27 protein-coding genes are annotated in these 26,743 nt (G+C 68.7%); 11 read left to right on the forward strand and 16 right to left on the reverse strand.

The window, feature by feature from the left end:
* The first annotated feature begins 1 nt into the window (after position 1).
* Together ACZ5BU_RS15485 and ACZ5BU_RS15490 are read left to right on the forward strand one after the other, a co-directional pair.
* Positions 2-961 (forward strand): ABC transporter permease, encoded by a 960-nt coding sequence (locus ACZ5BU_RS15485; RefSeq protein WP_465699350.1) that lies wholly within the window; start codon positions 2-4, stop codon positions 959-961.
* 104 nt (positions 962-1,065) lie between these two features.
* On the forward strand, positions 1,066-2,055 hold the full coding sequence (locus ACZ5BU_RS15490; RefSeq protein ID WP_465699351.1) for a 2-dehydropantoate 2-reductase: 990 nt from the start codon (positions 1,066-1,068) through the stop codon (positions 2,053-2,055).
* Here the strand turns inward: ACZ5BU_RS15490 and ACZ5BU_RS15495 are convergent.
* Both ACZ5BU_RS15495 and idi read right to left on the reverse strand, forming a co-directional pair.
* Positions 2,020-2,928 carry a GNAT family N-acetyltransferase gene (locus ACZ5BU_RS15495; protein WP_465699352.1) on the reverse strand — a complete coding sequence of 303 codons (909 nt, stop codon included), beginning with the start codon at positions 2,926-2,928 and terminating at the stop codon, positions 2,020-2,022. The two genes, ACZ5BU_RS15490 and ACZ5BU_RS15495, sit on opposite strands and share 36 nt — an antisense overlap.
* 92 nt (positions 2,929-3,020) lie before the next feature.
* Positions 3,021-3,578 carry an isopentenyl-diphosphate Delta-isomerase gene (gene idi, locus ACZ5BU_RS15500; RefSeq protein ID WP_465699354.1) on the reverse strand — a complete coding sequence of 186 codons (558 nt, stop codon included), beginning with the start codon at positions 3,576-3,578 and terminating at the stop codon, positions 3,021-3,023.
* Between the two features lie 216 nt (positions 3,579-3,794).
* Between idi and tyrS the strand changes: the two genes are divergently transcribed.
* A complete protein-coding gene (gene tyrS / locus ACZ5BU_RS15505) occupies positions 3,795-4,997 on the forward strand; it encodes a tyrosine--tRNA ligase (protein ID WP_465699355.1) in 1,203 nt (400 codons plus the stop codon).
* Positions 4,994-5,815: an NAD(P)H-binding protein gene (locus ACZ5BU_RS15510; protein WP_465699356.1), complete on the forward strand. Its 822-nt coding sequence runs from the start codon at positions 4,994-4,996 to the stop codon at positions 5,813-5,815. Before tyrS ends, ACZ5BU_RS15510 begins: the two co-directional genes overlap by 4 nt.
* Here ACZ5BU_RS15510 and ACZ5BU_RS15515 read toward each other — a convergent pair.
* Together ACZ5BU_RS15515 and ACZ5BU_RS15520 are read right to left on the reverse strand one after the other, a co-directional pair.
* Positions 5,812-6,333: an isochorismatase family protein gene (locus ACZ5BU_RS15515; RefSeq protein ID WP_465699358.1), complete on the reverse strand. Its 522-nt coding sequence runs from the start codon at positions 6,331-6,333 to the stop codon at positions 5,812-5,814. The genes ACZ5BU_RS15510 and ACZ5BU_RS15515 overlap by 4 nt on opposite strands.
* Positions 6,330-9,476 (reverse strand): glycoside hydrolase family 172 protein, encoded by a 3,147-nt coding sequence (locus ACZ5BU_RS15520; RefSeq protein WP_465699360.1) that lies wholly within the window; start codon positions 9,474-9,476, stop codon positions 6,330-6,332. Before ACZ5BU_RS15520 ends, ACZ5BU_RS15515 begins: the two co-directional genes overlap by 4 nt.
* Before the next feature lie 118 nt (positions 9,477-9,594).
* Here ACZ5BU_RS15520 and gndA point away from each other — a divergent pair, with 118 nt between their 5' ends.
* A complete protein-coding gene (gene gndA, locus ACZ5BU_RS15525; RefSeq protein WP_465699361.1) occupies positions 9,595-11,034 on the forward strand; it encodes an NADP-dependent phosphogluconate dehydrogenase in 1,440 nt (479 codons plus the stop codon).
* Here gndA and ACZ5BU_RS15530 read toward each other — a convergent pair.
* Positions 10,992-12,365: an MFS transporter gene (locus ACZ5BU_RS15530; RefSeq protein WP_465699363.1), complete on the reverse strand. Its 1,374-nt coding sequence runs from the start codon at positions 12,363-12,365 to the stop codon at positions 10,992-10,994. The two genes, gndA and ACZ5BU_RS15530, sit on opposite strands and share 43 nt — an antisense overlap.
* Before the next feature lie 70 nt (positions 12,366-12,435).
* Between ACZ5BU_RS15530 and ACZ5BU_RS15535 the strand changes: the two genes are divergently transcribed.
* From ACZ5BU_RS15535 to ACZ5BU_RS15555, 5 genes are all read left to right on the forward strand, one after another.
* Positions 12,436-13,053, forward strand: a complete 618-nt coding sequence (locus ACZ5BU_RS15535) for a TetR/AcrR family transcriptional regulator (protein WP_465699365.1) — start codon at positions 12,436-12,438, stop codon at positions 13,051-13,053.
* 39 nt (positions 13,054-13,092) lie between these two features.
* Complete coding sequence (locus tag ACZ5BU_RS15540) at positions 13,093-13,500, forward strand: DUF6319 family protein (RefSeq protein WP_465699367.1); 408 nt, start codon at positions 13,093-13,095, stop codon at positions 13,498-13,500.
* 246 nt (positions 13,501-13,746) lie between these two features.
* Positions 13,747-14,283: a DUF6817 domain-containing protein gene (locus tag ACZ5BU_RS15545; RefSeq protein WP_465699369.1), complete on the forward strand. Its 537-nt coding sequence runs from the start codon at positions 13,747-13,749 to the stop codon at positions 14,281-14,283.
* An 11-nt stretch (positions 14,284-14,294) separates the two neighbouring features.
* Entirely contained in the window at positions 14,295-15,224 is a 930-nt protein-coding gene (locus ACZ5BU_RS15550; RefSeq protein ID WP_465699370.1) for an alpha/beta fold hydrolase, read from the forward strand.
* 46 nt (positions 15,225-15,270) lie between these two features.
* The gene (locus tag ACZ5BU_RS15555; RefSeq protein WP_465699372.1) at positions 15,271-15,684 is read left to right on the forward strand and encodes a hypothetical protein; all 414 of its coding nucleotides are present in this window, start codon (positions 15,271-15,273) and stop codon (positions 15,682-15,684) included.
* On the opposite strand, the gene ACZ5BU_RS15560 is transcribed toward ACZ5BU_RS15555, so the two are convergent.
* The 3 genes from ACZ5BU_RS15560 to ACZ5BU_RS15570 are packed head-to-tail and all read right to left on the reverse strand — an operon-like array spanning position 15,674 to position 18,861.
* A complete protein-coding gene (locus tag ACZ5BU_RS15560) occupies positions 15,674-16,384 on the reverse strand; it encodes a PIG-L deacetylase family protein (RefSeq protein WP_465699374.1) in 711 nt (236 codons plus the stop codon). The two genes, ACZ5BU_RS15555 and ACZ5BU_RS15560, sit on opposite strands and share 11 nt — an antisense overlap.
* Before the next feature lie 9 nt (positions 16,385-16,393).
* Positions 16,394-17,695 (reverse strand): D-arabinono-1,4-lactone oxidase, encoded by a 1,302-nt coding sequence (locus ACZ5BU_RS15565; protein WP_465699376.1) that lies wholly within the window; start codon positions 17,693-17,695, stop codon positions 16,394-16,396.
* The gene (locus tag ACZ5BU_RS15570; RefSeq protein ID WP_465699378.1) at positions 17,692-18,861 is read right to left on the reverse strand and encodes an amino acid deaminase/aldolase; all 1,170 of its coding nucleotides are present in this window, start codon (positions 18,859-18,861) and stop codon (positions 17,692-17,694) included. The genes ACZ5BU_RS15565 and ACZ5BU_RS15570 overlap by 4 nt, the downstream gene beginning before the upstream one ends.
* A 139-nt stretch (positions 18,862-19,000) precedes the next feature.
* Between ACZ5BU_RS15570 and ACZ5BU_RS15575 the strand changes: the two genes are divergently transcribed.
* Positions 19,001-19,987, forward strand: coding sequence for an alpha/beta fold hydrolase (locus ACZ5BU_RS15575; RefSeq protein ID WP_465699379.1), 987 nt, complete (start codon positions 19,001-19,003; stop codon positions 19,985-19,987).
* On the opposite strand, the gene ACZ5BU_RS15580 is transcribed toward ACZ5BU_RS15575, so the two are convergent.
* From ACZ5BU_RS15580 to ACZ5BU_RS15615, 8 genes are all read right to left on the reverse strand, one after another.
* A complete protein-coding gene (locus ACZ5BU_RS15580; RefSeq protein WP_465699381.1) occupies positions 19,977-20,570 on the reverse strand; it encodes a hypothetical protein in 594 nt (197 codons plus the stop codon). The two genes, ACZ5BU_RS15575 and ACZ5BU_RS15580, sit on opposite strands and share 11 nt — an antisense overlap.
* Before the next feature lie 182 nt (positions 20,571-20,752).
* Positions 20,753-22,024, reverse strand: coding sequence for a M15 family metallopeptidase (locus ACZ5BU_RS15585; protein ID WP_465699382.1), 1,272 nt, complete (start codon positions 22,022-22,024; stop codon positions 20,753-20,755).
* Between the two features lie 82 nt (positions 22,025-22,106).
* Positions 22,107-23,207 (reverse strand): succinyldiaminopimelate transaminase, encoded by a 1,101-nt coding sequence (dapC, locus tag ACZ5BU_RS15590; protein ID WP_465701052.1) that lies wholly within the window; start codon positions 23,205-23,207, stop codon positions 22,107-22,109.
* A 27-nt stretch (positions 23,208-23,234) separates the two neighbouring features.
* Positions 23,235-23,573, reverse strand: a complete 339-nt coding sequence (locus ACZ5BU_RS15595) for a GroES family chaperonin (RefSeq protein ID WP_185759412.1) — start codon at positions 23,571-23,573, stop codon at positions 23,235-23,237.
* Complete coding sequence (locus tag ACZ5BU_RS15600) at positions 23,570-23,833, reverse strand: DUF3618 domain-containing protein (protein WP_465699384.1); 264 nt, start codon at positions 23,831-23,833, stop codon at positions 23,570-23,572. The genes ACZ5BU_RS15595 and ACZ5BU_RS15600 overlap by 4 nt, the downstream gene beginning before the upstream one ends.
* Positions 23,834-23,898: 65 nt before the next feature.
* Positions 23,899-24,942 (reverse strand): glucose 1-dehydrogenase, encoded by a 1,044-nt coding sequence (locus ACZ5BU_RS15605; protein WP_465699386.1) that lies wholly within the window; start codon positions 24,940-24,942, stop codon positions 23,899-23,901.
* A 4-nt stretch (positions 24,943-24,946) separates the two neighbouring features.
* Positions 24,947-25,789, reverse strand: a complete 843-nt coding sequence (locus tag ACZ5BU_RS15610; RefSeq protein ID WP_465699388.1) for a transglutaminase family protein — start codon at positions 25,787-25,789, stop codon at positions 24,947-24,949.
* The gene (locus ACZ5BU_RS15615) at positions 25,786-26,730 is read right to left on the reverse strand and encodes an alpha-E domain-containing protein (RefSeq protein ID WP_465699390.1); all 945 of its coding nucleotides are present in this window, start codon (positions 26,728-26,730) and stop codon (positions 25,786-25,788) included. The genes ACZ5BU_RS15610 and ACZ5BU_RS15615 overlap by 4 nt, the downstream gene beginning before the upstream one ends.
* Between the last annotated feature and the right edge of the window lie 13 nt (positions 26,731-26,743).

Below are 26,743 nucleotides of genomic sequence, written 5' to 3' on the forward strand. Positions count from 1 at the left end.
CATGGGGATGTTCCTGGTACGACGGATCGGCCACGGGCTGCTCGTGCTGTGGCTGATCAGCGTCGCGGTGTTCGCGCTGTTCTTCGTTGCGCCGAGCAACGTCGCGCAGACGCTGGCGGGTCGGCAAGGTACGCCGGAGACGATCGCGTTGATCAAGCACCGGCTCGGCCTCGACCTGCCGGTGTGGAAGCAGTACCTGCATTTCCTCGGCAACGCGGTGAGGGGGAACCTCGGGTACGACTACTACCACCAGGTGCCGGTGACAACGATCATCGGGCAGGCGTTGCCGATCACGGTCTCGCTGGCGTTCGGCGCAGCCGTTCTGTGGTTGCTGCTGGGCGTCTTCAACGGGGTCGTCTCGGCGACCCATCCGCGATCGCTCGCGGACCGTGGGCTGACGTTGTTCTCACTGTTCTTCTACTCGTTCCCGTCGTTCCTGCTCGGCCTGCTGCTGCTGTACTTCCTCTACTTCCGGCTCACGCTGGGCGGCTTCAGCTGGTTCCCGGCCGGCGGGTACGCGCCGTTGACCGGTGGCGTCGGTCCCTGGGTGCAGCACCTGGTACTGCCCTGGGTCGCGCTCGCTTTGTTGCTGGCGGCAACCTATACCCGGTTGACCCGGGGTTCGATGCTGGACGTGCTCGGTGAGGACTACATCCGGACCGCCCGGTCGAAGGGGATCCGCGAGAGCCGGGTGATCTACGTACACGGTCTGCGCAGTGCGCTGACGCCAGTCGTGACGCAGTTCGGTATCGACCTCGGCCAGCTGATCGGCGGGGTGGTGGTGACCGAGACCGTGTTCAGCCTGCCGGGCCTGGGGCAGACCGCGGTCGTCGCGATCAACCAGCAGGACCTGCCGGTGATCATCGGCATCGTACTGTTCGCCTCCGCCGCGGTGGTCGTCTCCAACATCCTCGTCGACATCGCCTACGCCGTACTCGACCCACGCGTGCGGCTGCACTGAGGGTCGGTACCGAACGACAGGAGGTGTGCCGTCCATTTGGCTCGCTCGAGCGGGGCAATACGGATTGGCCGACCACACCTCCTGTCGTTCGGTACGTTGTGCTCATGATTGCCGTCTACGGTGCGGGTGGGATCGGCTGCTACGTCGGCGGCCGGCTGGCAGCTACGGGTACGCCGGTGACGTTCATCGGCCGGCCGCGGATGGCGGCCGAGGTGGCGGCGCACGGGCTGCGGCTGACCGACTATCTCGGTGCCGACCTGCGCGTCGACGACGTACGGTTCGAGACCACTCCCGCCGCGGCCGCCGACGCGGATCTCGTGCTGGTGACGGTGAAGTCCGCGGCAACACCGGTCGCGGCGGACGAGCTGGCGGCGGTGCTCAAGCCGGGAGCCGTCGTGGTGAGTTTCCAGAACGGCGTGCGGAACGGCGACGTGCTCCGCGAACGGCTGACCGAGCAGGTCGTGGTGACCGGGATGGTCCCGTTCAACGTACTCAACCGGGGCGGCGGTGCGTTCCACCAGGGCACCGCGGGCAAGCTCGACGTACAACGGGATCCCGCGCTTGCACCGTACGTCGACGCCTTCGAGCGGGCCGGGCTGCCGCTGACCCAGCACGACGACATCCTGCCGGTGCAGTGGTCGAAGCTCCTGCTGAACCTGAACAACCCGATCAACGCGCTGTCCGACCTTCCGCTGCGGGACGAGCTCTCGCAACGCGCGTACCGGCGGTGCCTGGCGGAGGCACAGTCCGAGGCGTTGGGGTTGCTCGACGCGGCCGGAATCCGCCCGGCGCAGCTCCTCGCCGTACCGATGCACCGTTTTCCATCGGTACTGCGGCTGCCCGACTTCCTGTTCCGCCGCCTCGCGAGCAAGGTGCTGGCGGTCGACCCGCTCGCCCGGACCTCGATGTGGGAGGACCTGGAGGCGGGCCGGCCGACCGAGATCGACTATCTGAACGGCGAGGTCGTCCGGCTCGCAGCATCACTCGGCCGCACCGCACCGGTGAACTCGAGGCTGGTCGACCTGATCCGGGCGGCCGAGACCGACCGGCGGTCGTGGTCAGGACCCGAGCTGCTCCGGGAACTGCAGCGGTAGCTCCGCGCGGACGTTGACGCTCACCGTCCGGTACGTGAAGCCGAGGTGCTCGTTGAGCTGCCGCATGTTCTCGTTGCCCTCCTGGGTCCAGGTATAGATCTCGGTGATGCCGTGATCGGCCGCCCAGGCCATGCTCGTCCGCTTCAGCGTCGACGCCACTCCCTTGCCCCGCCAGTCCGGACGGACGGCGGTGTAGCCGACCTCGGCCCGCTCCGGGAAGTCGGTGTCGAGCCACAGCCCGGCGACACCGATCACCTCGTCGCCGACCACGGCCAGGAACATCGAGGCCGGATCGTTGATCCACTCCGTCGCCCACTCGTCCGGTGTCACGTGCATCGGCGAGGTGGTGTCGAGGTCGGGAAGCGTCGGGATCGCGACCTGCTCGTACGCCACGGCCCACAGCTCCGGGCGCTCCGCGACCGGTACGACGTCGTACTCAGGCGGAACGACCGGCCAGGGCTCGTCGGCGATCCGGCGTACCTGCTCCACCTGGCGGAGGAACTCGGTGAAGCCGAAGCGCTTCGCGAACGCGAGCGAACCGTCGTCGTCGATCGCGCAGCCGGCGATCGTGAAGCCCTGCTTCTCGGCGTGCTCGGCCAGCACCCGGAGCAGCGCGGTACCGACGCCCTGGCGGCGGGCCTCGGGACGGACGCGCGCGATCACCGACGCGCGGTCCTCCTCGTTCGAGCGGTCGGAGTTGCCGTGCGCGACGACCTCGCCGTCCAGCTCCGCGAGTACGAGAAGTCGCTGCGGCGTCTGGGACTTCCGGATCTCGGCGACGCTCGGCGCGCGCTCGTACGGCAGTACGGCGAGGCGCACCTGGCGCCAGGCCTCGTAGTCGGCGTCGGTCTCGACGGGCCTGATCCGGATCACTCGGTCATTAGGCGGTCCAACGGCTGGGCATGGCCACCGAATTTCGGATCATGAGACTCGTAATCTCGCAACCTGGATGCTGTGGCGCGGAGTCAGACCTGGGCGGCAGGTGGTAGGCGGCCCGGGTCCGCGATCGGCCAGTCGACAGGTTCGGCCGGGAGCTCGTCCAGTTGCAGGAGGCACCAGGGCGAGAGGTCTGGCTGGGTACGTACCTCGGCCCAGGTCACCCAGCGGTAGTCGGCGACCTCGGCCGGGTTCGGCGCCGGGTCGCCGGTCCACCGCACCCGGTAGACCGGGCAGAGCTCGTTCTCGACCGTGCCGCTCGGCATCTCCGCGCGGTACCGGAACTCGGGCAGCACCAGGTCGACCGAGTCCACGACGATGCCCAGTTCGTCGGCGAGCCGTCGCCGTACCGCGCGCTCGACCGGCTCGCCGGGTAGTGGATGCCCGCAGCAACTATTCGTCCAGACGCCCGGCCAGGTCGGCTTGCCGAACGCGCGCTGGGTGAGCAGCACCCGCCCGGCCGTGTCGACGACGTAGCTGGAGAACGCCAGGTGCAGCGGCGTCGCCGCGTGGTGGACCGTGGCCTTCGCCTCGGTCCCGATCGCACGCCCGCCGTCGTCCACCAGTACCACCCGCTCGTCGATCACACGGTCGAGCGTAATCGGTTCCTCATCGGTTCCGATGCCTGCTAGCCTCACGGTGTGACCAAGCACTGCGTGACCTATCGACCGGCTCTGGGTGGAGCCGGCCACTAGCAGTCGCTGTCCCCAGAGCCTCCGAGGCAGGAACCGATCCGGTTCCTGCCTCTTTCCGTTCGCCGGAGGCACTGGTGGTACCGGGTGCCTCGTTCTGAGAGGAAACCCATGAATGCTGTGATCGACCGGTTACGACGGACCACCGACCTGATCGTCGGTGCGGACGACCTGCGCGAGCGGCTTGAGTCCGGCCGGCCGCTGCGGATCAAGTACGGCGTCGACTGCACCGCGCCGGACCTGCACCTCGGGCACGCGGTCAACCTGTGGATGATGCGACAGCTGCAGGACCTCGGGCACCGGGTGGTGTTCCTGCTCGGCGACCTCACCACCCGCGTCGGCGACCCGACCGGGCGCTCCGAGACCCGCCCGGTTCTCTCCCCCGCGCAGATCGACGCGAACGCGGCGTCGTTCCTGGAGCAGGTCTCGCTGGTTCTGCGTACGGACCCGGACGTCTTCGAAGTACGGCGGAACTCCGAGTGGTACGACACGATGCCCGTGGCCGAGCTGTTGAACCTGTTCGCGCAGGTCACGCATGCGCAGCTGATCGCGCGGGACATGTTCCGGGACCGGGTCGCGGCCGGGCGGGAGATCGCCGTCCACGAACTCGTGTACCCGGTGCTGCAGGGATACGACAGCTTCGCGATGCAGAGCGATCTGACGATCGTCGGGTCGGACCAGCTGTTCAACGAGCAGCTGGGGCGGCACTTCCAGCAGCGGTTGGGTGCGCCGCCGCAGGCCGTGATCACGACCACGATCACGCCGGGGATCGACGGCCGGGCCAAGCAGTCGAAGTCGCTGAACAACTACATCGGGCTGACCGACAGCCCGCGGGACAAGTTCGGGAAGCTGATGAGCATCCCGGACTCGCTGGTGGAGCCGTATGCGCGGGTGTACACGGAGCTGCCGCTCGAGACGGTGGCGGCGCTCGCGGATGCCACCGGGCCGGCGGCGCGGGACGCCAAGCTGCGGCTCGCGGCGGCGGTCGTCACGCGGTACCACGGTGCGGGAACGGCGAAAGCGGAGCTGGATGCGTTTCGCCGTACGTTCACGGAGCGGGCGGAGCCGGCGGAGATGCCGGAGCTCGTGGCCGGGCAGGAACGCATGGCGGTGCTCGAGTTGCTGCGGATCGCACATCCGGACGCCAGCAACTCGGAGCTGCGACGGCTGCTGCGGCAAGGTGCGGTGTCGGTGGACGGCGTACGGGTCGAGGATCCGGCGGCTGTGGTGGAGCTGGGTGATGCGGTGGTACTGAAGTCGGGCGCGCGGACCTGGCACCGAGTGCGCCCTCGGTGTGACAGGGTTGAGCGGTGACGATCCTTATTACCGGTGCGACCGGAAACGCCGGCGGCGCAGTGGTGCAATCCCTGGCGGAACAAGGCATCCCGGGCCGGGCGCTGGTCCGGACCGCGACCGAACTACCGGCCGGGATCGAGCCGGTGCTCGGCGACCTCAATCGGCCGGAGACGTTCGCGGACGCACTACCCGGGGTCACCGGGATTTTCCTGCTGAGCGGTTACGACCGGCTGGACGAACTACTCGCGAACGCGGTCGGGGCCGGGGTGCGGAAGGTCGTCGTCCTGTCCAGCAGTTCGCTCGACGGCGAGCTGACCAACGCGGTCGCGGCGTATCACCACGCCACCGAGGAAGCGGTCAAGGCGTCGGGACTGGGGTGGACCTTCCTGCGGCCGAACTCGTTCATGTCGAACACGTTGCGCTGGCGGGACCAGTTGCGGGCCGGCGACGAGGTTCGCGTGCAGTTCCCCGACGTACCGGTGTCGACGATCCACCCGCGCGACATCGCGGACGTCGCGGTCCGGGCGCTGCAGGGCGCACACGATTCCGAAGTACTGCGCCTCACCGGGCCGGTCGCGTTGACGCCGGTCGAGCAGGTCGCGATCCTCGCGGAGGGCCTCGGCCGGACGCTCACGGCGTACCCGATGAGCCGCGCGGAGACGCACGCCGACCTGTACGCGTCGATGCCGGAGCCGTACGCCGCCGCGATCGAGTCGTTCTTCGGCGATGGCACCGTCGACGAGACCTCGGTGAACACGACCGTTGCCGATGTCACCGGCCACCCGCCCCGCACCCTGCAGACCTGGGCGCGGGAGAACAAGTCGCTGTTCGGCTAGGTCAACGACTGCAGGTATTCGGCGGTGGTGCAGGTGGTGCCGAACCGTGGGAAGACGTACGTCGTGGCGAAGGTGTGGGCGTCGACGTCGAGGCCGGTCATCGCGTCGGTGAGGAAGAACGTCTCGTAGCCGAGGTCGGACGCGGCGCGGCCGGTGGACTCGACGCCGAAGTTCGTCGCGATTCCGGCCAGGACGACGTTCGCGATGCCGCGGGACTGGAGTTCGGCGTCGAGCTCCGTCCGGCCGAAGGCGCCGATCGTCCGCTTGACGATCTCCAGGTCACCGGGTCGCGGCTCCGCGCCGGGCGCGAAGCCGCTGCCTTCGGGTTGGACGTCGACGCCCGGGCGTTCCACCCGGACGTTGACGACCAGGCCGCCCGCGGCGCGGGTCGCTTCGGCGCAGGCCACGGATCGTTCCAGTACGTCGGGACCGCTCGACGGAGCGGTCTCCAGCCCGACGATCCGGGACATCAGGTCGATCAGGACGAGCGCGGTACGGCGTCCTTCCAAAGGATTCACGGGGCGAGCCTAAGGTCCAGCAGGTCAACGCCGGCGAGGTAGCCGATTGCTGCCGGGTTCTTGCCGGTAACGGTCACAGTGAGCTGATGCGTTCCCGCGCTCAGCTGAACGGTGCCGAGGTCAACGTTCTGCGTACCGACGCCGGACGCCTGGTACCCGTCGAACGCGACCGGAGCACCACCGTCCACCTGCACGCCGAGCGTCCCGTAGTCCGCGGCCTTCGTCAGCACCGTGGACAACTGGTACGCACCGGTCGTCGGCACGCTGAACCCGAACACGGTCTTGTCGCCGGCTTTCGTACCGTGGATCCAAGCCTGCGCACCACCCGACCAACTGACCCCGCAACAGTTGCCCTGCGCATCCACAGCCACCGTCGACGACACTGGCGGCAGCATTCCCTCCCCCTCGATGCGCAACGTCCGCCCACTGGTCCCCTCCACCGCCGCGGACCGCGCCCCCTCGTGCCCAGCCAAATCCACGGCGGCCACCCGATACCGCCAGGTCTCCCCCAGCCCAAGGCCTCGGTGCAGGAAGCCGGGAAGCGGACTCGTTCCGACAAGTTGTTCAACCGCGCCGGTCTTCGCCCCGTACACGTTGTAATACGCAATCCCACTCTCATCAGGCACGTCCGCCCACGTCACGTTGATCGCGTTGTCGGCCCGCCCCGCGGCAGCTACGCCTGTCACGGCGCCTGGCGCGCGGCGGTCGACGTACGGCTTGGTGAGCGACTGGACGACGTACGACGAAGCTGTCCACGCCGGGCCGGTGGGCCTCAGCTCGATGTCCACGTGGTCGCGGCCCGCGGTGAGTGCGGCAGGCAGTTGGTAGTTGTCGTCGAGCCAGCGTTGGTGGGTGTTGCCGAGCGGTTGTAGCCAGGTGCCCGAATCCTTGCCGTTGACAACGACCTGTACTGATTGCCCAGAACTGTTCTGATCACTTGCGCGGCGTAGTGTGACGCCGTGGTTGGCTGGCTCGATGGTTACGCGGAAGCGGATCGGTTGCGTAGTCGAACGGACCTGGTCGGTGAGGGTGATGTCGTCGTGGTCGCCTTCGTAGACCGAGGTCAGGTCTGTTTGGGTGGCGTTGTCGGTGTAGTTGTGCTGCTCGCGACTTACTGCTGAGCCGACGTCGATGCGGTCCGTCTCCCGCGCACCGAAACCGGCGGCCGTGTAGAGAAACGCAGTCGAGCCGTAGATCGCCGGGTGGTCGTCCTGCTGGCCGTGTTCGATGCCGAAGTCGAGCTGGTTCTCGAACGCGACCGAGTCGGTGATGTGCAGCCGCCAGGCCCCGTCGCACTCGTTCGTGCAGAAGCCGGCGCGGACCTCATGTGCCGAGTTGCCGTGGAACGGTGTCGAGTACGTGCCGTTGTTGAAGTACCACCCGGACTCGTAGAAGTCCTCGGTCCCGGTCCCGTGGATCGCCGGCGTGCGCTCACCGTCGACGTACACCCGCTCGTCGCCCTCCAGGTATCCGCGGGTGTTGCCGTCGGCAAGCAGTCCCTCCATGGTCTGCGAGACGCCGACGAACTTGCCGCGCCCGGCCACGTCCGCGAGCGTCCAGTCACTGCCCTGCGTTGTCTCGCCGCGCTTCGAGATCGCGGTGAAGTACCCGATCTTCCCGGTCGCCAGCTCGGCCGCCTTGTTCGCGTCGGGCGCGGCCGTCACTTCCGCCAGGCCGTTGAGCGGGTACGTCGTCGGGTTGACGAGCGTCACCGTTGCGCGGGCGGCGTACGGCATCGGCCACCACGACGAGTACCAGCCGTCGGGGTCCATCGCGAAGAACAGCGAGCGGACCGGGTCCTCACCGAGGCCCGAGCCGAAGAACTCGCCGAGCGGCGCGTCGACGCGCTTCTGTCCGTCGATCGTCACCTGGACGCGGACCCCGGAAAGCAACGTGTCGGACGGCTTGACCCGGGCGGCGTCCGCGTCGGTCGCGGCGTACGTCATCGCGTGCTCGCCGCTCCAGTTCTGCTTGCTGATCGAGTACCCGTGGGCTTGCTCGTCGGCGACGTGGTTCGGTCCGACGTCCAGCGTGTCCGTACGCCCGGCCTGAGAGTCGACCCAGTACGCGAACTCGTTGATGTCCAGGTCGGACGAGACGAACTGGTTGGTGATCGTGATCTGCGACTTGCCCGCGGTCAGCGCGGCCGGCAGATCGACGGACTGGTCGTACCACTGCGCGCCCTGCGCCTTGAGCGGCGCCCATTCACCGGCCGGTGCGCCGTCGACGAGGATCTTCGCGCGCTGGTTGCCGATCCGCAGGTCCATGCGCCGGGTCAGCTTCACGCCCGTGTTCGCGGGGTCGATCTTCATCGTGAACGAGCTGCCTCCGAGGAACGCGCGGCCGTCGTCGGTGACGCTCTTCAGGTCCAGGCCGACGATGCCAGGCAGCTTCAAGCGGAGCGCGCTCAGCTCACCGGGTCCGCGGGTATCGGCGAGAGTGATTTGTTTGCCGGGGGCAAGGTTCAGTGCGGTGGACGTCGTACGGGCTCCTGGCTGCGGTGGCTTCGGGTCCTTGATGCCGGCGGCCTTCAGCATCTCGAGGACGTCCTCGGCCTTGTCGGCCGGGTCGAACGTGCGTACGCCGTTCGCGTCCGGGAACTGGCGGTAGTCGACGTGGTAGAAGAGCGGGTTGTTCTGGGTCGTGATCCGCATCGAGGAGCAGTACGGCATCGGAACGCGGAGGTACACGCCGCCACTGGACTGGACCGCGTTCGCGACCAGCGGGTAGCTGAACGGCGCACCGAGCTTGCCGTCGACGATGTCCTGCAGCGAGCCCTTCAGGACCTGCTTGCCGTCGAGCTCGACCGTGATCGTGCCGGTCTTCGCCACGTTGCCCTCGTCCCGGGTGAACCAGATCGAGGCGATCTCCCCCGGGCCGCTGTCCTCGGCGATCACGCAGCCCGCGTCGGTCGTCCGGAGACAGGAATAGGTGCCCTCGAAGCCGTCGTTGTTGGTGCCGTCGCGGCCGAAGCTGGAGAACTGCTTGGTGCGGATCCCGGTCTGCAGCTCGGGCAACCGGTCCAGGTTCCGGTACACCTCCCACCCGACTGGACCGTTGCCGGCCGGCTGGGCCGAGGCCGGCACCGAACCTGTCGACAAGAGGATTGTTGACAACACGAGAACGACGGCACGACGGAGCATGGGCGGTTCCTTCGTCCTGGGAAATCGATTTCTGAGATGGTAACCACCGATGTTTGCGGTTGAGAAGGCCTCAGGCAGACTGGACCCCGCCAACAACTTCAGACTTGCGGGAGATTCGATGAGCTCTGCCAAAGCCCAGATCGGCGTCACCGGACTAGCGGTGATGGGTCGCAACCTGGCCCGGAACCTCGCGCGCAACGGGTTCCGTGTCGCCCTGCACAACCGCTCGCAGGCGCGGACCGACTCGCTGGTGGCGGAGTTCGGCTCCGAGGGCGAGTTCGTCCCGTCCACCGACCTGGCCGGCTTCGTCGAGTCGCTGGAGCCGCCGCGCCGGGTGATCATCATGGTCAAGGCCGGCGCCCCGACCGACGCGGTCATCGACGAGTTGGTCCCGCTGCTGGACGAGGGCGACATCGTCGTCGACGCCGGCAACGCGCACTTCCTGGACACCCGGCGCCGCGAGGCCGCGCTGCGCGAGAAGGGGCTGCACTTCGTCGGCTCCGGCGTCTCCGGCGGCGAGGAGGGCGCGCTGAACGGCCCGAGCATCATGCCCGGCGGCTCCCCGGAGTCGTACGCGGCGCTCGAGCCGATGCTGACCAAGATCTCCGCGCACGTGAACGGTGAGCCGTGCTGCGTGCACGTCGGCCCGGACGGCGCCGGCCACTTCGTGAAGATGCTGCACAACGGCATCGAGTACGCCGACATGCAGCTGATCGCGGAGGCGTACGACCTGCTCCGGCACGTCCTCGGGCTCTCCCCGGCCGAGCTCGCCGACGTGTTCCGGGACTGGAACACCGGCGACCTGGAGTCGTTCCTGATCGAGATCACCGCCGAGGTGCTCAGCCAGACCGACCCGACGACGGGCGGCTCGTTCGTGGACGTGGTCCTGGACCAGGCCGAGCAGAAGGGCACCGGCCGCTGGACGGTGCAGTCCTCGCTCGACCTCGGCATCCCGGTCAGCGGCATGGCCGAGGCCGTCTTCGCGCGGTCGCTGTCCGGTGACGTCGTCCGCCGGGAAGCGGCCGCCGGCGTACTGGCCGGGCCCGGCGACGTGAAGGCGGATGTGGACCGGGACCAGTTCATCGACGACGTACGGCACGCGCTGTACTCGTCGAAGCTGGTCGCGTACGCGCAGGGCTTCGACGCGATCCGGGCCGCCAGCGACGAGTACGGCTGGAACATCGACCTCGGCGCGATGGCGAAGATCTGGCGCGGCGGGTGCATCATCCGGGCCCGGTTCCTGGACCGGATCAAGGAGGCGTACGACCGCAACCCGGAGCTGCCGTCGCTGCTCGTCGACGACTACTTCCGGGACGCGGTCGTCAGTGGCCAGGAGGCGTGGCGCCGGGTGGTCGCGACCGCGGCCACGGTTGGCGTACCGGCACCGGGATTCTCAGCGGCTCTCTCGTACTACGACGGCCTTCGGGCCGAGCGCCTGCCGGCCGCACTGATCCAGGGTCTGCGTGACCTGTTCGGTGCGCACACGTACAAGCGCGTCGACCGCGAGGGCAGCTATCACCTGGAGTGGTCGGGCGACCGTTCCGAGAGTGTCCAGTAGACAGCAACCGCAGCAACACACAGGAAGCCCGCGGCACCGCGGCCGGCCACGTTGAACCCGTGTTCGGCTGCGATCGTGCTGAGCAAGGCGGTGCCCAGTGAGGCGCCCACCTGTTGCGACGTCATCACCATGGCGCCGGCTACCGCACTGTCGGGGCCGGCGCCGAGGGTGGCGGTGCTGTTCGCAGTCACCAGCACCCAGCCGGCTCCAAGACCGACCAGCAGGAACACCGGCATCACGTGCAGCCAGTAGCTGCTGTCGTCCCGCAGGACACCGAGCAGTGCGAGCCCTGCGGCGATGGTGAGCAGCCCGGGAAAGATGAGAGCTCTGACGCTGGCCTTCGCGAGCAGCCGAGCCACAACACGTACGCCGACCATGAGGCCGACTGTGAACGGCAAGAAGCAGAGGCCTGTCCGGACGGGTGAGTAGTGGCGGACTGTCTGCAGGTAGAAGGTCAGGAAGAACAGCGCTGCGAAGATGCCGATCGCCAGGCTGAACACCGCCAGGTACGAGCCCCCGCGCTTGCGGTCCTTCAGCACCCGCAACGGAAGCAGCGGAGACGTCACACGAGCCTGTACTGCCAGGAACGCTGCCAGCAGCGCTACGCCGACTCCCAACGACGCGTACGTAACCGGTGCACCCCAGCCGTCCGACTCGGCCCGGGCGAACCCGAACACGACCGCCATCAGTCCCGCGGTCGCCAGCAAGGCGCCTAGTACGTCGACTCGCACGCCGACGGCACGTGCCACCGGGCGAACGGCGTACAGAATGCCTGCTGCTGCCAGCACGGCGAACGGGAGGTTCACGAACATGGACCATCGCCAGTCCAGGTACTGCGTGAGCACACCGCCGGCCAGCACACCCAGGCCCGATGAACCGCCCATCACCGCGCCGTAGATCCCGAACGCCTTACCCCGTTCCGCAGGCAACGGGAACGACGCCGCGAGCGTGGCCAGCACCGCAGGCGTCAGCAGCGCACCGAACACGCCCTGCAACCCCCGTCCCGCCAGCAGCATCCAGGGCCTGGTCGCGGCCCCACCAACCGCGGAAGCGATCGCGAAGCCGCTCAGCCCGATCAGCAGGGCCCGCCGCCGGCCGATCAGGTCGCTCATCCGCCCGCCGAGCAGCAGGAACCCGCCGTACCCCAGCGCGAACAGCGTGATCACCCACTGCCGCCCCGGATCCGACATCCCCAGGTCCGCCTGCATCGACGGCAACGCGATGTTCACGATCGTCAGATCGATCCCGACCATCAACTGCGCCGTCGCCACCGCCCCCAACGCCCACCACCGCCGCACATCCAGCTGCGGCTCAACTCCGGTCTGCATCATGGTCATCCTTAAGTGAACAGGTGTAGTGTTACGACTGTAAGGCAACGTGCGTTGCAATACAATGGGATTCATGGACGCTCGAACGACGCGGAACCGGAACCGGCGTGGGCAAGGTGAGCTGCTGCGACGGGAGATCATCGACGCGGCGTTGCGCATGCTGAACGAGCTCGGTGACGACGAGGCGCTCTCGCTGCGCGCGGTGGCCCGAGAGGTCGGGATCGCGGCCACGTCGGTGTACATCCACTTCGCCGACCGGGACGAGCTCGTGTACGCGGCCCTCGAGCAGAGCACCGTGGATCTGCTCCGCGATCTCGAACAGGCGGAGGACAGCGCGGGCGACAATCCCGTACGGCGGCTCCGCGCGCGGCTGCTGTTCCTCGGGAGTTGGACACGTGAGTACGCCGGCATCTACAAGGTGCTGCACGAGAGCACGCTGAACCGGCGGATGCAGCTGACCTTCAAGGAAGAACTATCGGTTCGCGCGATCGCGGCCGTGCAGGCCTGCATGGACGCGGGGCTCGCGCCGGCGGACGACGCGGCGGCGGTGGCTCTCGACATCCGTTCGGCGGTGCACGGTGCGGTGTCGATCCGGATCAACGAGCCGGAGGCGTCGCTGCCACCCCTGGAGGACCAGGTCGATCGCTTCCTGCAGAAGCTGGTTGGCGTATCGCTCGAACATATGTTCTAATAGCGGTCCAGCATCAGTCAGAAGGAGATCGCCGCAACGATGACTGTAGACACCCTTGCAGTAGAAGCGCCGTCCGGCCTCACCGACACTCCCGAGTCGGTCGAAACCACGCCCGCCCCCGAGGTCGCCGAGGCGCCGAAGCCGCGGAAGGCACCGGCGAAGAAGGCGGCCGGCAAGAAGACCAAGACCATCGAGCTCACGCTGACCGTCACCGGGACGGCCGACGGTGAGTGGCGCGCCGAGCTGAAGCAGGGCACGACGTACCTGGCTCGCGACCTGGCCGTCGCCGCGGCCGCGGTGTCGCGCGCCGCCAAAGAGCTGCACGAGGACCTGTCGACCCCGATCGACGAGGTGATCGAAGAGGCCCGCGCCCAGCAGGCCGCCAAGGTCGCCGCCCTCGAGGCCGAGCTCGACGCCGCCCGCAAGGCCCTCGCCGACCTGGACTGACCTCGAGCACCCGTCCGCAACCGTGTGAGGTGGTTGCGGACGGGTTCTGGAAACACAGGCTCTGGAAACTCAGTCGGGCTGGGTCTTGAGGACGATGCGGAGGTTGGCCTTGGGCTCTTCTCCTTGTCCCGCCCGCCCACGAGGTGTGACTGAAACGGCACGCCGAAGTGCTGGGCGGGGAACGGGGATTGCCCTTACCGTGGGTGACCTGCGGGATTTGGCCGCTCCGGGGTGAGAAGGGGTCAGATGAGCACTTTCGAGGACCTGGGTTCGCTGCTGCTGGTGCGGGGCGCCGACGAGATCGACCACGCGGGCGGCAGCCTGTACGTCCACCTGCACCGGGTCGCCAAGCGCCTCGGATCACTCGGTGCATCCAAGACCCTGATGCTGGCCGGGCTCGCGCACGCGGCGTACGGGACGGACGGCTTCCCGACGCACCTGTTCGACTGGCAGACCGAGCGCCCGGTGCTGGAATCGGTGATCGGCGCCGACGCCGAGGCGATCGTCTACCGGTACGGCGCCTGCGACCGGGAGACGACCTGGCGCGACCTCGCCGAGCACCACACCGTCACCGACCGCTTCACCGGTACGTCGGAGGAGCTCGGTACTGCCGACCTGCGCGACTTCGTCGACCTGACGATCGTCAACGAGCTCGACGTCCTCGACCACGATGCCAAGCGCGCCGTGAAGCTACGCCCGTTCCTGCAGGAACAACTCCCCCGCTGGCAGTCGCTCGCCTCCCCCGCCGTCCTCACCGAGGCGACCAGGATCGTGCAGCTGTAAGACTTGGCGCTGTGAAACGGTTCCTGTGGCGAGGGTTCGTGGGACTCCTCGGGCTCTGGCTGATCGTCACCGCAGCCTCCTTCGTCTACAACCTCGCCACGAACGCAACCGCTGCGCCACCACCGGGCCTCAAGTACGTCGACGCCGGCGGGATCAAGACCCGGTACGACGAGTGGGGTACGTCGGGCACCCCCGTCGTACTCGTCCACGGCGCGGCGGAGTCCGTCGACACGTGGTCGCGGCTGGTGCCGCTGCTCGCGAAGAACCATCGCGTGTACGCGTACGACATCACCGGCTACGGGTACTCCGAGCGCAAGGCGCCGTACACGATCGAGCATCTCGCGGCGCAGCTGCTTGGCTTCCTGGACGCGATGCACCTCGGCGGGCCCGGGCAGCCGCGGCCGATCCTGGTCGGGCACTCGCTCGGCGCCGGCGTCGCGGCCGAAGCCACACTCGAAGCGCCCGGCCGGATGGGCGGGATCGTGTTCCTCGACGGCGACGGGCTGCCGCTGCCGGGCGGGAAGGCGGGCCCGCCGAGCTGGCTGGTCATCCCGCCGTACCGGACATCGCTGTTCCGGCTGGTGCTCGACCAGGGCTGGCTGCTGAAGAAGATCTACAACAGCGTCTGCGCGCCCAGCTGCCCGCAGATGGACGTCGACGCGTGGACCCGGCCGTTCCGGCAACCGGGCGCCGAGAAGGCGATCTGGCAGATGACCGCGCACGGCATCCCCGCGGTCGCCTCGGATCGGCTGGCCAAGCTGAAGGACCTCGCACTGCCGAAGTCGGTGGTGTTCGGCGCCGACGACACGAACGGCGGCAACGCGACCGAGACCGCGACCCGGATCGGCGCGCCGGCGCCGACGCTGATCCCGAACGCGAACCACCTGACCCTGATCTCCAACCCGGCGGAGGTCGCGGCGGCGATCGACGCACTTCGCTGATCGCAGATTTCTGGAAATCCGGCCGGCGCCGACGCATGATCGGAGCATGGCCCGATACGAAGTGGTTGCGCGCGCGAAGCCGGATCGGCGACTGTCCAACGCCGACTACATCGACCTGGCCCTGCACTCCTGGGCGCTGGACAAGGGCATGCGGTTCCAGCGGATCGAGGACCTGCCGGACGGTTCGATCGCGATCGTCATGCAGCAGAACATGTCGCCGCGCAAGCACGACGCGGCCTGCGAGATGGCGAACCGCAGTCTCGCCCAGCTCGGTATCCCGTTCCGTCAGGTGCAGCAGATCGACCTGCACCGGCTGACCCGCAAGGGCGGCCGCGCGCTGGTCCGCTCCTGGGCGGGCCCGAACAACCCGCCCGGCCCCGGCACCGCCGGCGATCGCGAGCCGCGCCGCCCGAAGCCGACACCGCCGCACCTGCAGGAGTACCGCCCGCTTACAGAGTGAAGACCTCGAACCGCGCGCCGTACTTCGTGCCGAGCAGCGTGCCGGCCGGACGGGCGGCGCCTTCGAGGAACTCCTCCGGATCGAAGTCGGGCCAGTTCAGGCCATCGATGTAGGCCTTGTGCGCCTTCAACGACTGCACGCCCTTCTCGAAGGTGTCGGTCGTGTCCACACCGTGCTTCGAGTTCGGTGAGCCGGACGCCCACACCTGCCGTACGCCGGACCACTTGTCGCCCGCGTCCGGGAAGATCCACCGGTTCGCGGCATCCCGGACCGCGTCGAGGGTCCCGCGGCCGGTGTTGATGTGGTCGGCCTGGTTGAGCACGACGTCGCCGTCCCAGGTGTCGCGGAAGTTGTTGGTGATCACGATCTCCGGCTGGTGCCGGCGGATCGCGGCCGCGATCACGCGGCGCAGCGGTACGCCGTACTCGATCGTGCCGTCGGGCTGGCCGAGGAACTCGACCGCCGAGACGCCGACGATCCGCGAGGACTCGATCTGCTCGGCCTCGCGCAGCGGACCGCTCTCGGCCGGGTCGACGCCGTCGATGCCCGCCTCACCCGAGGTCAGCAGGCAGTAGACGACCTGCTTGCCCTGCCCGGTCCAGCGCGCGATCGCCGCCGCCGCACCGAACTCCAGGTCGTCGGGGTGGGCGACCACCGCGAGCGCCTTCTGCCAATCCTCGACAACCGGTTCAAGCTCCATGCCCGCAGGCTAGCGGCCGAAGACCTGGCGGGTGTAGGGGTTCTCGAAGGTGCGTTGCGGGTCGAGCCGGTCGCGGACCGCGAGGAAGTCGTCGAAGTGCGGGTACCGGGTGCGCAGGTCGCCGGCGGTCAGCGTGTGCAGCTTGCCCCAGTGCGGGCGGCCGGCGTAGTCGGCCACGATGTTCTCGAAGGCCCGGAAGTACTCCTCGTACGGCAGCCGGTGGTACTGGTGGACTGCGACGTACGCCGTCTCCCGGCCGGACGCGGTGGACAGCCAGATGTCGTCCGGCGCGGCCACCCGGACCTCGATCGGGAACGGGATCCGCGAACCGGACGCGTCGATCCACTCCCGCAGCCGGCGCACCACCTCCACCACGTGCTCCCGCGGTACGGCGTACTCCGACTCGCGGAACACCACGTTCCGCTCGGAACAGAACACCTTGTACGACGCGTCGACGTACTCGCGGGCCGACAACGCGCGCGACGCGAACTGGTTGATCCGCGGCACCAGCCCCGGCCGGCGTACCCCGAGCCGGTTGGTCAGCTCGAACACCTTGTTGGACAGCAACTCGTCGTCGATCCAGCCGCGCACCCGGCCGACCGGCGACGCGCCGACGCCAGCGCCGACCCGGTTGTTCCGCTTGGTCAGCGCGAGGTCCGTGTGCGGGAACCAGTAGAACTCGAAGTGGTCGTTGCCATCGGCAAGTTCGTCGAACCCGTCGAGGACGTCGGCCAGCGGCATCGGCATCTCCTGCGCCCGTAGCAGGAACGCCGGTACGGCCTGCAGGGTGATCGAGCTGATCACGCCGAGCGCACCGACCGAGACTCGGGACGCGGCGAACACGTCCGGGTTCTCCTCGGCGGAGCAGTGCAGCACCGAGCCGTCCGCGGTGACCAGGTCGAGCGCCACGATCTGGGTGGCCAGCCCGCCGAGCCGCGCGCCCGTCCCGTGGGTGCCGGTGGAGATCGCGCCGGCGATGGTCTGCTTGTCGATGTCGCCGAGGTTGGCCATCGCCAGGTCGAACGCCGCGAGGCCCGCGTTCAGCTTCCGGAGACTCGTGCCCGCGCCGGCCGTGACCCGGCCGGACTCGCGGTCCGCGTTGATGATCGAGGACAGGCCGTCCAGCTGGATCATCACCTCCTGCGGAACCGAGCAGCCGGTGAACGAGTGCCCGGAGCCGATCGCCTTGAGCTTCTTGCCCTGTTCGGCCGCGGCCTTCACCGTGGCGGCCAGCTCGTCGGCCGAGCCCGGCCGCACGGTGTCGATGCCGGTCGCCGATTCGGTACCGGCCCAGTTCCGCCAGGTGCTCATCCGAAGTTCTTCCCTTCACCCCGGTAGGTCGCAAGCTCACGGACGTCCTCGCCGTCGATCGCGTGGAGGACGTCGAACCGCTCCAGCATCTCGCCTGCCTTCGCGTACCGCATCCACACCCTGTCGCCGATTCGCAGCCGATCGGCCGATCGGCCTTGTACCGGAGTCTGCACCTCGCCGGCGCCTTCGGTGCCGAGCAGCTTCAGGCCGGACGGCGCGGTGGGCAACGGCAGGCGGGACTTCTTCGCGGGGCCGGACGCGACGTACCCGCCACCGAAAAGGGTGGCGATCCGCGGTGCGGGACGCCGTACGACGTCCAACGCGTACGCCATCGCGTGCTCGGGCTGGAAGATGTCGTACTTGTCGAAGAGGGTCGGGCCGTAGAGGCCGGAGCCCGCGGTGACCTCGGTGACGACCGGGTCGGCGCTGCTGATCTCGAGGCTGCCGGTCCCGCCGCTGTTCACGATCCGCAGCGGCGCGACCTGCTTGACCGCGTCGACGACCGCGCCGCGCCGGTCCGCGAGCTCGGCGGCCGACCGGCGTTTCACCCAGCGGACGGCCGGCGACGTGTCCGGCAGCCCGGCGATCTGCGCCTCGTAGAACATCACGCCGGTCAGCTCGAACGCGTCGTCGGCGGCGACGGTCCGGGCCAGCGTGGCGACGTCGGACGGGGTCCGTAGCGGAGAACGGCGGACGCCGAGATGCTGGCCGAAGACGCGCAGCGAGGCGTCGACGTCGAGACAGACCTGGATCCGGGCCGGACCGGTCGCCGCGGCCCGGATACCGGCAGCCTTGATGACGGCGAGGTGCTCCGGCGAGTCGATCATCAGCGTGATCCGGGACGCCGCCTCCGGGTCCCCGGACAGCTCGCGAAGCGCGGCCCGGTGCGTGGTCGGGTAGCCGAGCAGGATGTCGTCGACGCCGTTCCGGGCCAGCCAGAGCGCCTCCGGCAGCGCGTAGCTCATCACGCCGTGGAAACCGGGCCGCTCGAGCGCGGCGGCGATCAGCGGTCGGCAGCGGACCGACTTGGAGGCGATCCGGATCGGCGTACCGGCGGCGCGCCGGACCAGGTCGTCGGCGTTCCGGCGGAACGCGGCCAGGTCGATCACCGCGTACGGCGCGTCGAGCCGCGCGGTCAGTCGGGCATACCGGTCGAAGTCACCCATAACCGGAGTGTAGGTCACGAAATACTGAAAGGTAATACACATATTGCCCTGGGGTATCGGCACCAGGGCATCTGACGGGCGCGACCGGGGGTGCACCCGGGCGAGGCTGATCGCGAACCCACTCACGAAAGGTCTCCTCATGAACGTAAGCCGCCGCACCCTCCTCAAGACCACCGGTGCCGCCGCCCTGACCACTCCGTTCCTCGCCGGCGCCGCGGCCGCTACCCCGAAGCTCCCGTTCGGGCCGGTCCGGCAGATCGACGCTGGTGTTCTGAACGTCGGCTACGTCGAGCTCGGCCCGTCGCACGGCACACCGGTGCTGCTGCTGCACGGGTTCCCGTACGACATCCACAGTTACGAGCAGGTCGCTCCGCTGCTGGCCCGCCACGGCTACCGGGTCGTGGTGCCTTACTTCCGCGGCCACGGCAGTACTACGTTCCGCTCGGCCTCGACGCCCCGCAACGTGGACCAGGCGGCGTTCGCGCTCGACATCCTCGCGCTCATGGACGCCTTGAAGATCCAGCGCGCAGTACTGGCCGGCTACGACTGGGGCTCGCGGACGGCGGACATCATCGCGGCGCTGTGGCCGGAGCGGGTGCAGGCGCTCGTGTCGGTCACCGGATACCTGATCACCAACTTGGAGTTCAACAAGAAGCCGCTGCCGCCGGCGGCCGAGAACGCCTGGTGGTACCAGTACTACTTCGCGACCGAGCGCGGCGTGCAGGGACTGCACCAGTACAAGCGGGAGATCGGTGAGTTCATCTGGAAGTTCAACTCGCCGACGTGGAAGTACAGCGCGGCGACTTACGCCCGGACGGCGGCAGCGTTCGACAACCCGGACTACGAGGCGATCGTGATCGGCAACTACCGCTGGCGGCAGAGCCTGCTCCCGGCGGAACCGGAGTACGCCGAACTCGAGGCCAAGCTGCAGCAGGCGCCGAAGATCGCGGTGCCGACGATCACGATCGACGGCAAGTACGACCCGTTCACGCCGGCGGGCGACGGGTCGTCGTACCGGGACCACTTCGTCGGGCGGTATCAGCACCGGACGTTCGACGTCGGCCACAACGTCCCGCAGGAGGCACCACGGGAGTTCGCGCAGGCAGTGGTGGACGCTAGCCGATGACGGACTCCAGGGCTGCTGCGGCGGTGTGCGCCCAGTCGGACTGCTGGGTCGGGTGCGCTGAGGTGGTCGCGAGCAGAGCGACCGTTGCCGCTTTGAGCACGGACACCTCTACGTAGGACTCTGCTCCGCGGTACGAACGTACTGCGGTGGCTGCTGTGGTGGTCAACCAGAGCTGTTGGACAGACAGGTCGCCGCCTGTACCGCAGGCGGTCATGCGGGCTTGGTAGCCGGTGTAGTAGGCGTGGGCTTTGTCCGCGTCCTTGAAGCGGAGTAGCAGGGCTGTGGCGGGCAGAGCGTCTGCCGTGCGGTAGCTGCCGGTGAGGGCGTAGGCGGGGACCGGTAGGGAGCCTTTGACCGGTTGGCCGGAACAGCCGGACGGTAGGGCTTCGTACGAAGCCTGGTGGGGGTCGCGTCGACGGGTCCAGGTGTTGTTGCCGATGAAGCCGGCTTCGGCGCCACCTGGGTCGGTGTAGGTCTTCCAGCCCGCTCCTAGCTTCTCGGGAGCCGGGAGGTTGTGGAAGGTCAGCGGACCTGCGTTCGCCGGTGGTGGCGCGGTTGCCTGCTCTGGGACCTGGGGCGGCACAGCTGCATCCGTTGGTTCGTTGGTGGGCAGTGTGTTTGTCGGAACGGGCACAGTGCCGCTGACCGTGCTTGGGATGAGCTGGGTCGGCGTAGGCGTCGGTGTCGGTGTCGGCTGCTGAGCGGCGGGCGCGGAACTGCAGCCCGCCAACACGGCCCCGACCGCGCACGCAGCCAGGAGCGTTCTCACCTGGGCTCGAAGTGCTGGTAGTCGGGCTTGGCCCAGCCGGCGCCCCAGAAGTAGCCCTGGGCAATCAGAGCCTTGGTGGCGACACTGCTCGCGAACAGCATGCCCGGACGAACCAGAGAGCGGTTGCGGTACGCCAGCCCGTTGGACGGGTACCAGACGCCGTTCGCGGCCAGGTACGGGTTCTCGACGGTGTTGATGTCGATCGCCCACCCGTACGAGTGCGGAGACAACGAGTACGGGTCACCCGTGACCCGGCGGCAGTTGAACGCGGACGTGTTGTCGGCCGTCATGGACGTCACGTCGTTACCGCCGAACACGTCCACCCGGCGCATCTGCCGGATCGGGAACTTCGAGGCGAACGTCGAGGTCCAGACCGTGATCATCTTCGCCACCGCGGCGTCCCGGAGGATCAGCTCACCGCGGTGCACGCGGCCGTCGAAGCCCCAGTAGTTCAGCTGTAGGAGCCGCAGCGACGCGGGCGCCACCGGGCAGCCGGCCCGGTACGTGTTCGGCACCATTGCGGCCGACACCGCGTAGACCCTGGGATTGAGGGCGGCCTTGATCACGATCGTCGCGTTCGCGGAGTACTCCATCGCGGCCTGGGTGACGCCGCGGGTGACCACCCGGACCGTCCTCGTGACCGGCAGGTCGTCCGGGACCCGCAGCCGGAAGTTGCCTCCGGCATCCATTGTCGTGATGTTCACGAGTCCCCATTTGCCGCTGCCGAGGTACTGCTGGAGCGCGAGTTCCTTGCCCGGCTCGGCCGGCACCATCTTCCCGCTCACCGAGACCCCGGTGAGCGTCGCGTACCAGGCGGCCGGGGTGTTGAGCACGAGCTTGCGGTCCTGGATCGGCACGGTCCGGTAGTCGGAGATCGCCAGCGCGGTCTCGGCCTTGACCCCGATCATCGTGCGGAACGCCCAGGTGCCCGTGGACGGCGAGACGTAGCTGAACTTGTACGCGCCGTCCGCCGTGGTCCTGGTGGAGCCGCGGAGCGCCCAGGCGCCGGGGACACGCTGCCAGAGCGTGATGTACGAGCCCGTGATCGGCCGGCTGATCTTGCCGGTGAAGACGGTCGGCTTGTCCTCCCACGACGCGGCGGGCTGGTCGAGCGAGATCCCCCAGGCCGGTGTCGCAGGCGGCGTCGGAGTCGGTGTGGGCGCGGGCGTCACCGCCGCGGGAGTCTGCGTCGGAACAGGTGTTGGAGAAGGGGTCGGCGTGACCCCGGCCATCAGTACCGCTACCACCCCGAGCAGATGCAGCCGCATGTGCCCTCCCCTCCCTCGATGTCACCTACCCCTCTAAGAGGCGGTCACACCAGGAAGACGTCACACGCAGCCGCGAAGTTTTCTATTCCTGCAGGCGTTTCACCGCGGCGTCGACGCGCTCGTCGGTCGCGGTCAGCGCTACCCGCACGTTGCGCTCACCTGCCGCGCCGTAGAACGCTCCCGGGGCGACCAGGATCCCCAGGTCGGCCAGCGCGCCGACGGAACCGTACGCGTCGTACGACGGGTGCGACGCCCACAGGTACAACCCGCCGTTCGACAGGGTGATCTCCCAGCCCGCATCGGTCAGCGCGTCCCGCAACACCGCACGGCGACGCAGGTAACGCGCGCGCTGCTCCTCGACGTGTACGTCGTCCGCGAACGCGGCCGCCATCGCCGCCTGGATCGGGGACGGGACCATGAGGCCCGCGTGCTTGCGCACTGCCAGCAGCTCCGCGACGACGGTCTGGTCGCCCGCGACGAAGCCGCCGCGGTACCCGGCCAGGTTCGAGCGCTTGGACAGCGAGTGCACCGCCAGCAGGTTGTCGTGGCTCCCGCCGCACACGTCCGGGTGCAGCACGGACACCGGCTTCTCGTCCCAGCCGAACTCGGTGTAGCACTCATCGCTGACCAGGAGTACGTCGTTCGCCCGCGCCCACTCGACCGCACGGCGCACGTCGGCCACGGGGGTGATCTCGCCGGACGGGTTGCGTGGCGAGTTCAGGTAGGCGATCCGGACGGGACCGTCGTACGTCGTCGGGTCCGGCACCGGCACGCTGGTCGCCCGGGCGAGCGCCGCGCTGGCCTCGTACGTCGGGTAGGCGAGGTCCGGGATCAGGACCGTGTCGCCGGCGCCGACGCCGAGCAGCGTCGGCAGCATCATGATCAGCTCTTTGGTGCCGATCACGGGCAGTACGCCGGTCCTCGGGTCGACCCCGGTCACGCCGAGCCGCCGCTCCATCCAGTCGACCGCAGCCTGGCGCGCAGCCGGCGTACCGATAGTGGTCGGGTACGCCGGTGCGTTAGCGGCGTCGGCCAGCGCCTTCCTGACCAGCTCCGGCACCGGGTCGACCGGGCTGCCGACCGACAGGTCGACGATGCCGTCGGGATGCCCGGCCGCCTTCTCCTTGAACGGGGCGAGCTTGTCCCACGGGAAATCCGGCAACCGGCTGGAGGTCTCGAAGATCACCGGCCCATTCTCCCTCAGCAGGTGTCAGAGGTAGAGACCGGTCTGCCCGTCCTCGAGGCGGCCGGCGGCCACCGCGTGCAGGTCCCGCTCGCGGAGCAGGATGTAGTCGTCGCCGCGCACCTCGACCTCGGCACGGTCCTCCGGGTCGAACAGCACCCGGTCGTCGACCTCGACGGTCCGTACGTTGGCGCCGATCGCGACCACCTTCGCCCAGGCCAGCCGGCGGCCCATCTGCGCGGTGGCGGGGATCAGGATGCCGGCCGACGACTTGCGCTCGCCCTCCTGCTCGAGCGACACCAGGACCCGGTCGTGCAGCATCCGGATCGGGAGCTTGTCGTCGGACAGCCGCTTGCGTGGCGTCACCGGCGACCCACCAGCCGGCGGATCACCAGCAGTACGCCGACCACGCCCACGACCGCACCGGCGACTGCGACGATCTTCTGGGTACGCAGCTGACCGTCCTCGTCGAAGACCTGGGCCTTGGCCTGCTCGACCTGCCGCTCGATCACGTTCTTCGGGTTCGCTCGGTCGACCAGCTCGTCCACAGTGGAAGCCAGCCGCAACCGGGTGGCGGCGATGTCCGCCTCGATCTGCTCGGCGGTCCGAGCCTTCGTGTCCGACACTGTCGGCTCCCTTCCGTCGGCGGGGCATGCCCCGATCTGCCCCTGGTCCCCACCATCCTCGCAGGTCACCCCCGCAAGTCCACGACCACCTTGACGTCTTCCGGTTTCCGTACCAGCGCGGCCGGCCATTCGGACAGCGGAACGGTCCGGGTGATCAGCCGCTCCAGCCAGCCCCGGTCGGCCTTGACCAGCACGTCGACAGCGTCCGCGTAATGCCGCTTGCCCGCGTTGACCGTGCCAACCAGTGCAGCGTTGCGTACCACCAGCTGCCGCACCAGCGCGTCCAGCTGTACGTCGACAGTCGCCGGACCGGGCTGGATCCCTGCGAGACACATGACACCTGCGGGCGGCAGGAGCGACGCGCAGTCGAACACCAACTGCCCAACACCCGTTGCCTCGATCACCACATCCGGTACGACGTCCAGCTGGCACAGGTCCGTCAGGTAGGTCGCGCCGAGCTCCCGGACCAGCTCGGGCTTCGGCCCGTCGTCGACCCGGTCCAGCACATGTACGTCGTACCCGCGTTGCCGTGCGATCAGTGCGGCCAGCAGACCGATCGGACCGGCACCTGTGACGAGCACGTGCTGCGGGGAGTACCAGGAACGTGCACCGACGCGGTCCACCTGCTCCCACGCCTTCGTGAGGATGCTGGCCGGTTCCACGAGTACGCCGAGGTCTCCCAGGGCAGCCGGCACCGGTACGGCGAAGTACGGGTCGACCCGCCAGCGCTCAGCGCCGTACCCGTCCATCTCCGTGATCCCGCGCTCGGTGTACCGCCCGTTGCGGCAGAAGTCCCACTCGCCGCGGGCGCACGCAGGACAGGGCACCGGGTCGGGCCGTCGTACCACTCCGGCCACCAGGTCCCCGGTGGCGAAGCCCGAGCCCACGGGGGCTTCCAGTACGCGGCCGAGCGACTCGTGACCGATCACCAGCGTGCCGGAACCGGGACGGCCGCTGCCGAACACTCCCGAGACCAGCTCGAGGTCCGTCCCGCAGATGCCGGTCAGCAGGCCCTCCACGAGGATCGACCCGTCGGCAACCGGAGGCTCCGGGACGTCACCCACCACCGCCGAGTCGCCCTTGCCCGGCGTGATTGTCATGGCCCGCATCGGGTCAGGCTAACCGGGTCATGTCGACGGTCACCTCGATGGCCGTCGCAGCACCGCCCGAGTAGATGCCTTTCAGCGGCGACACGTCCGCGTAGTCGCGGCCGGTCGCCACCCACACGTGCCGGTGCCCGATCGGGAGGTCGTTGGTCGGGTCAAAGCCCCACCAGTCGCCGGTCCACGCCTCCACCCACGCATGGCTCTCGCCGACGACCGTCTCCCCCACTGCGGCGTCCGGCTTCGTGTGCAGGTAGCCGGAGACGTACCGGCTGGGGATACCGACTGCGCGCAGCATGGACAGCGTGAGGTGGGCGTAGTCCTGACAGACGCCCTCACCGGCCTGCCATGCGTCGACTGCGGACGAGTGCACGCCAGTGGTGCCACGTTGGTACTTGAGCTTGTCGTGGACCCACTTGGACACCGCCAGTACGGTCTCCTCCGGCGTACGGCCCTTGCGGAGCTCGCGGGCCACCGCGGAGAGCTCTCGGTGCTTCGGCACGTACGGGGTCCACTCGAGGTACTCGGCGTACGTGTCGAGGACCTCAGGAGCCTTGAGCTGCAGCCAGGTCACGGGGGCGGGTGGCTGCGTCTGGTCGGTCGTCTCGACCACAGAGGCCGCGATGACCTTCAACTCGGTGTGCGGGGTGTGCAGGTCGAAGGAGCTGACCTCCGTACCCCAGTAGTCCGTGTATTTGTAGGCACGGGCTGCGGGCACGGTCTCGAGCCGGGCCACCATCAGGTTCTGCCGGTTGTCGTGCCGCGGCGTCAGCCTGGCCTCGTTGTAGGACTGGGTGACCGGTGTCGCGTACCTGTAGCCCGTTGTGTGGACTACGCGCAGCCTCCACTTCACAGGTTCACCTCCGCGTTGTTCCACTCGATCCAGGGCACGGTGTGGAAGTACTGACGCGACACTGCCTCACCGACCTCGCGGACCATTGTCTGCAGCGCCTGTAGCCGGTCGGTGAGGTTCTCCAGCAGGTCAGCCGGTCGCAGGAACTCCAGGTCGCTCCTGGCCTTCCCCAGCAGACGTGCGGCCTCAGCGCTCGCACCGATGCGAGCAGACGGCCCGTGGTCGAGCTCTGCGAGGCAGGACTCGGCCTGCTGCAGTGCGTGGAAGACAGACCGTGGGAACAGCCTGTCGAGTAGGAGGAACTGCACGACACGCGAGGCGTCCAGTGCACCGCGGTACGTCCGCAGATACGTGTCGTGAGCACCTGCAGAACGCAGTACCGTCACCCAGCCCGGTGAGGTCGGCCGGTCACCGACCCGGGACATCAGCAGCCGGACGAGCATGTCCACGCGTTCCACAGACCGTCCCAGTACCAAGAACCGCCAGCCGTCGTCGCGGCTCATCGTGGAGTCCGCGAGGCCGGCGAACATCGCAGCCCGGTCCTCCACGAACGTGAAGAACTCGTGCGGCCCCACCCGGCGCGCGGCCCGCTGCCTTTCCGGTACGGCGTTCCACATGGCGTTGATGCACTGCCAGATCTCGCTCGACACCACCTCGCGCGCGACCCTGGTGTTCTCGCGCGCGCTGGCGATCGAGGACACGATCGACCCGGTCTCCGGTGACATCGCGACCAGCTCGGTCAGGCCCCAGACATCCAGCTCGCTGCCGTCGGGTGGAGTGATGCCGAGGACCGACAGCAGCCGGCGGCTGGCCGTGTCCGCGTCGACCGTGGCGTCCTCGAGCAGCTGGTGCACCGAGACGTCGAGGATTCGCGCGGTGTCGTCCGCACGTTCGACGTACCGGCCGATCCAGTACAGCGACTCGGCGTTGCGTGCGAGCATCGTCAGCACCTCC

This window comes from Kribbella sp. NPDC031520, from assembly GCF_055580825.1.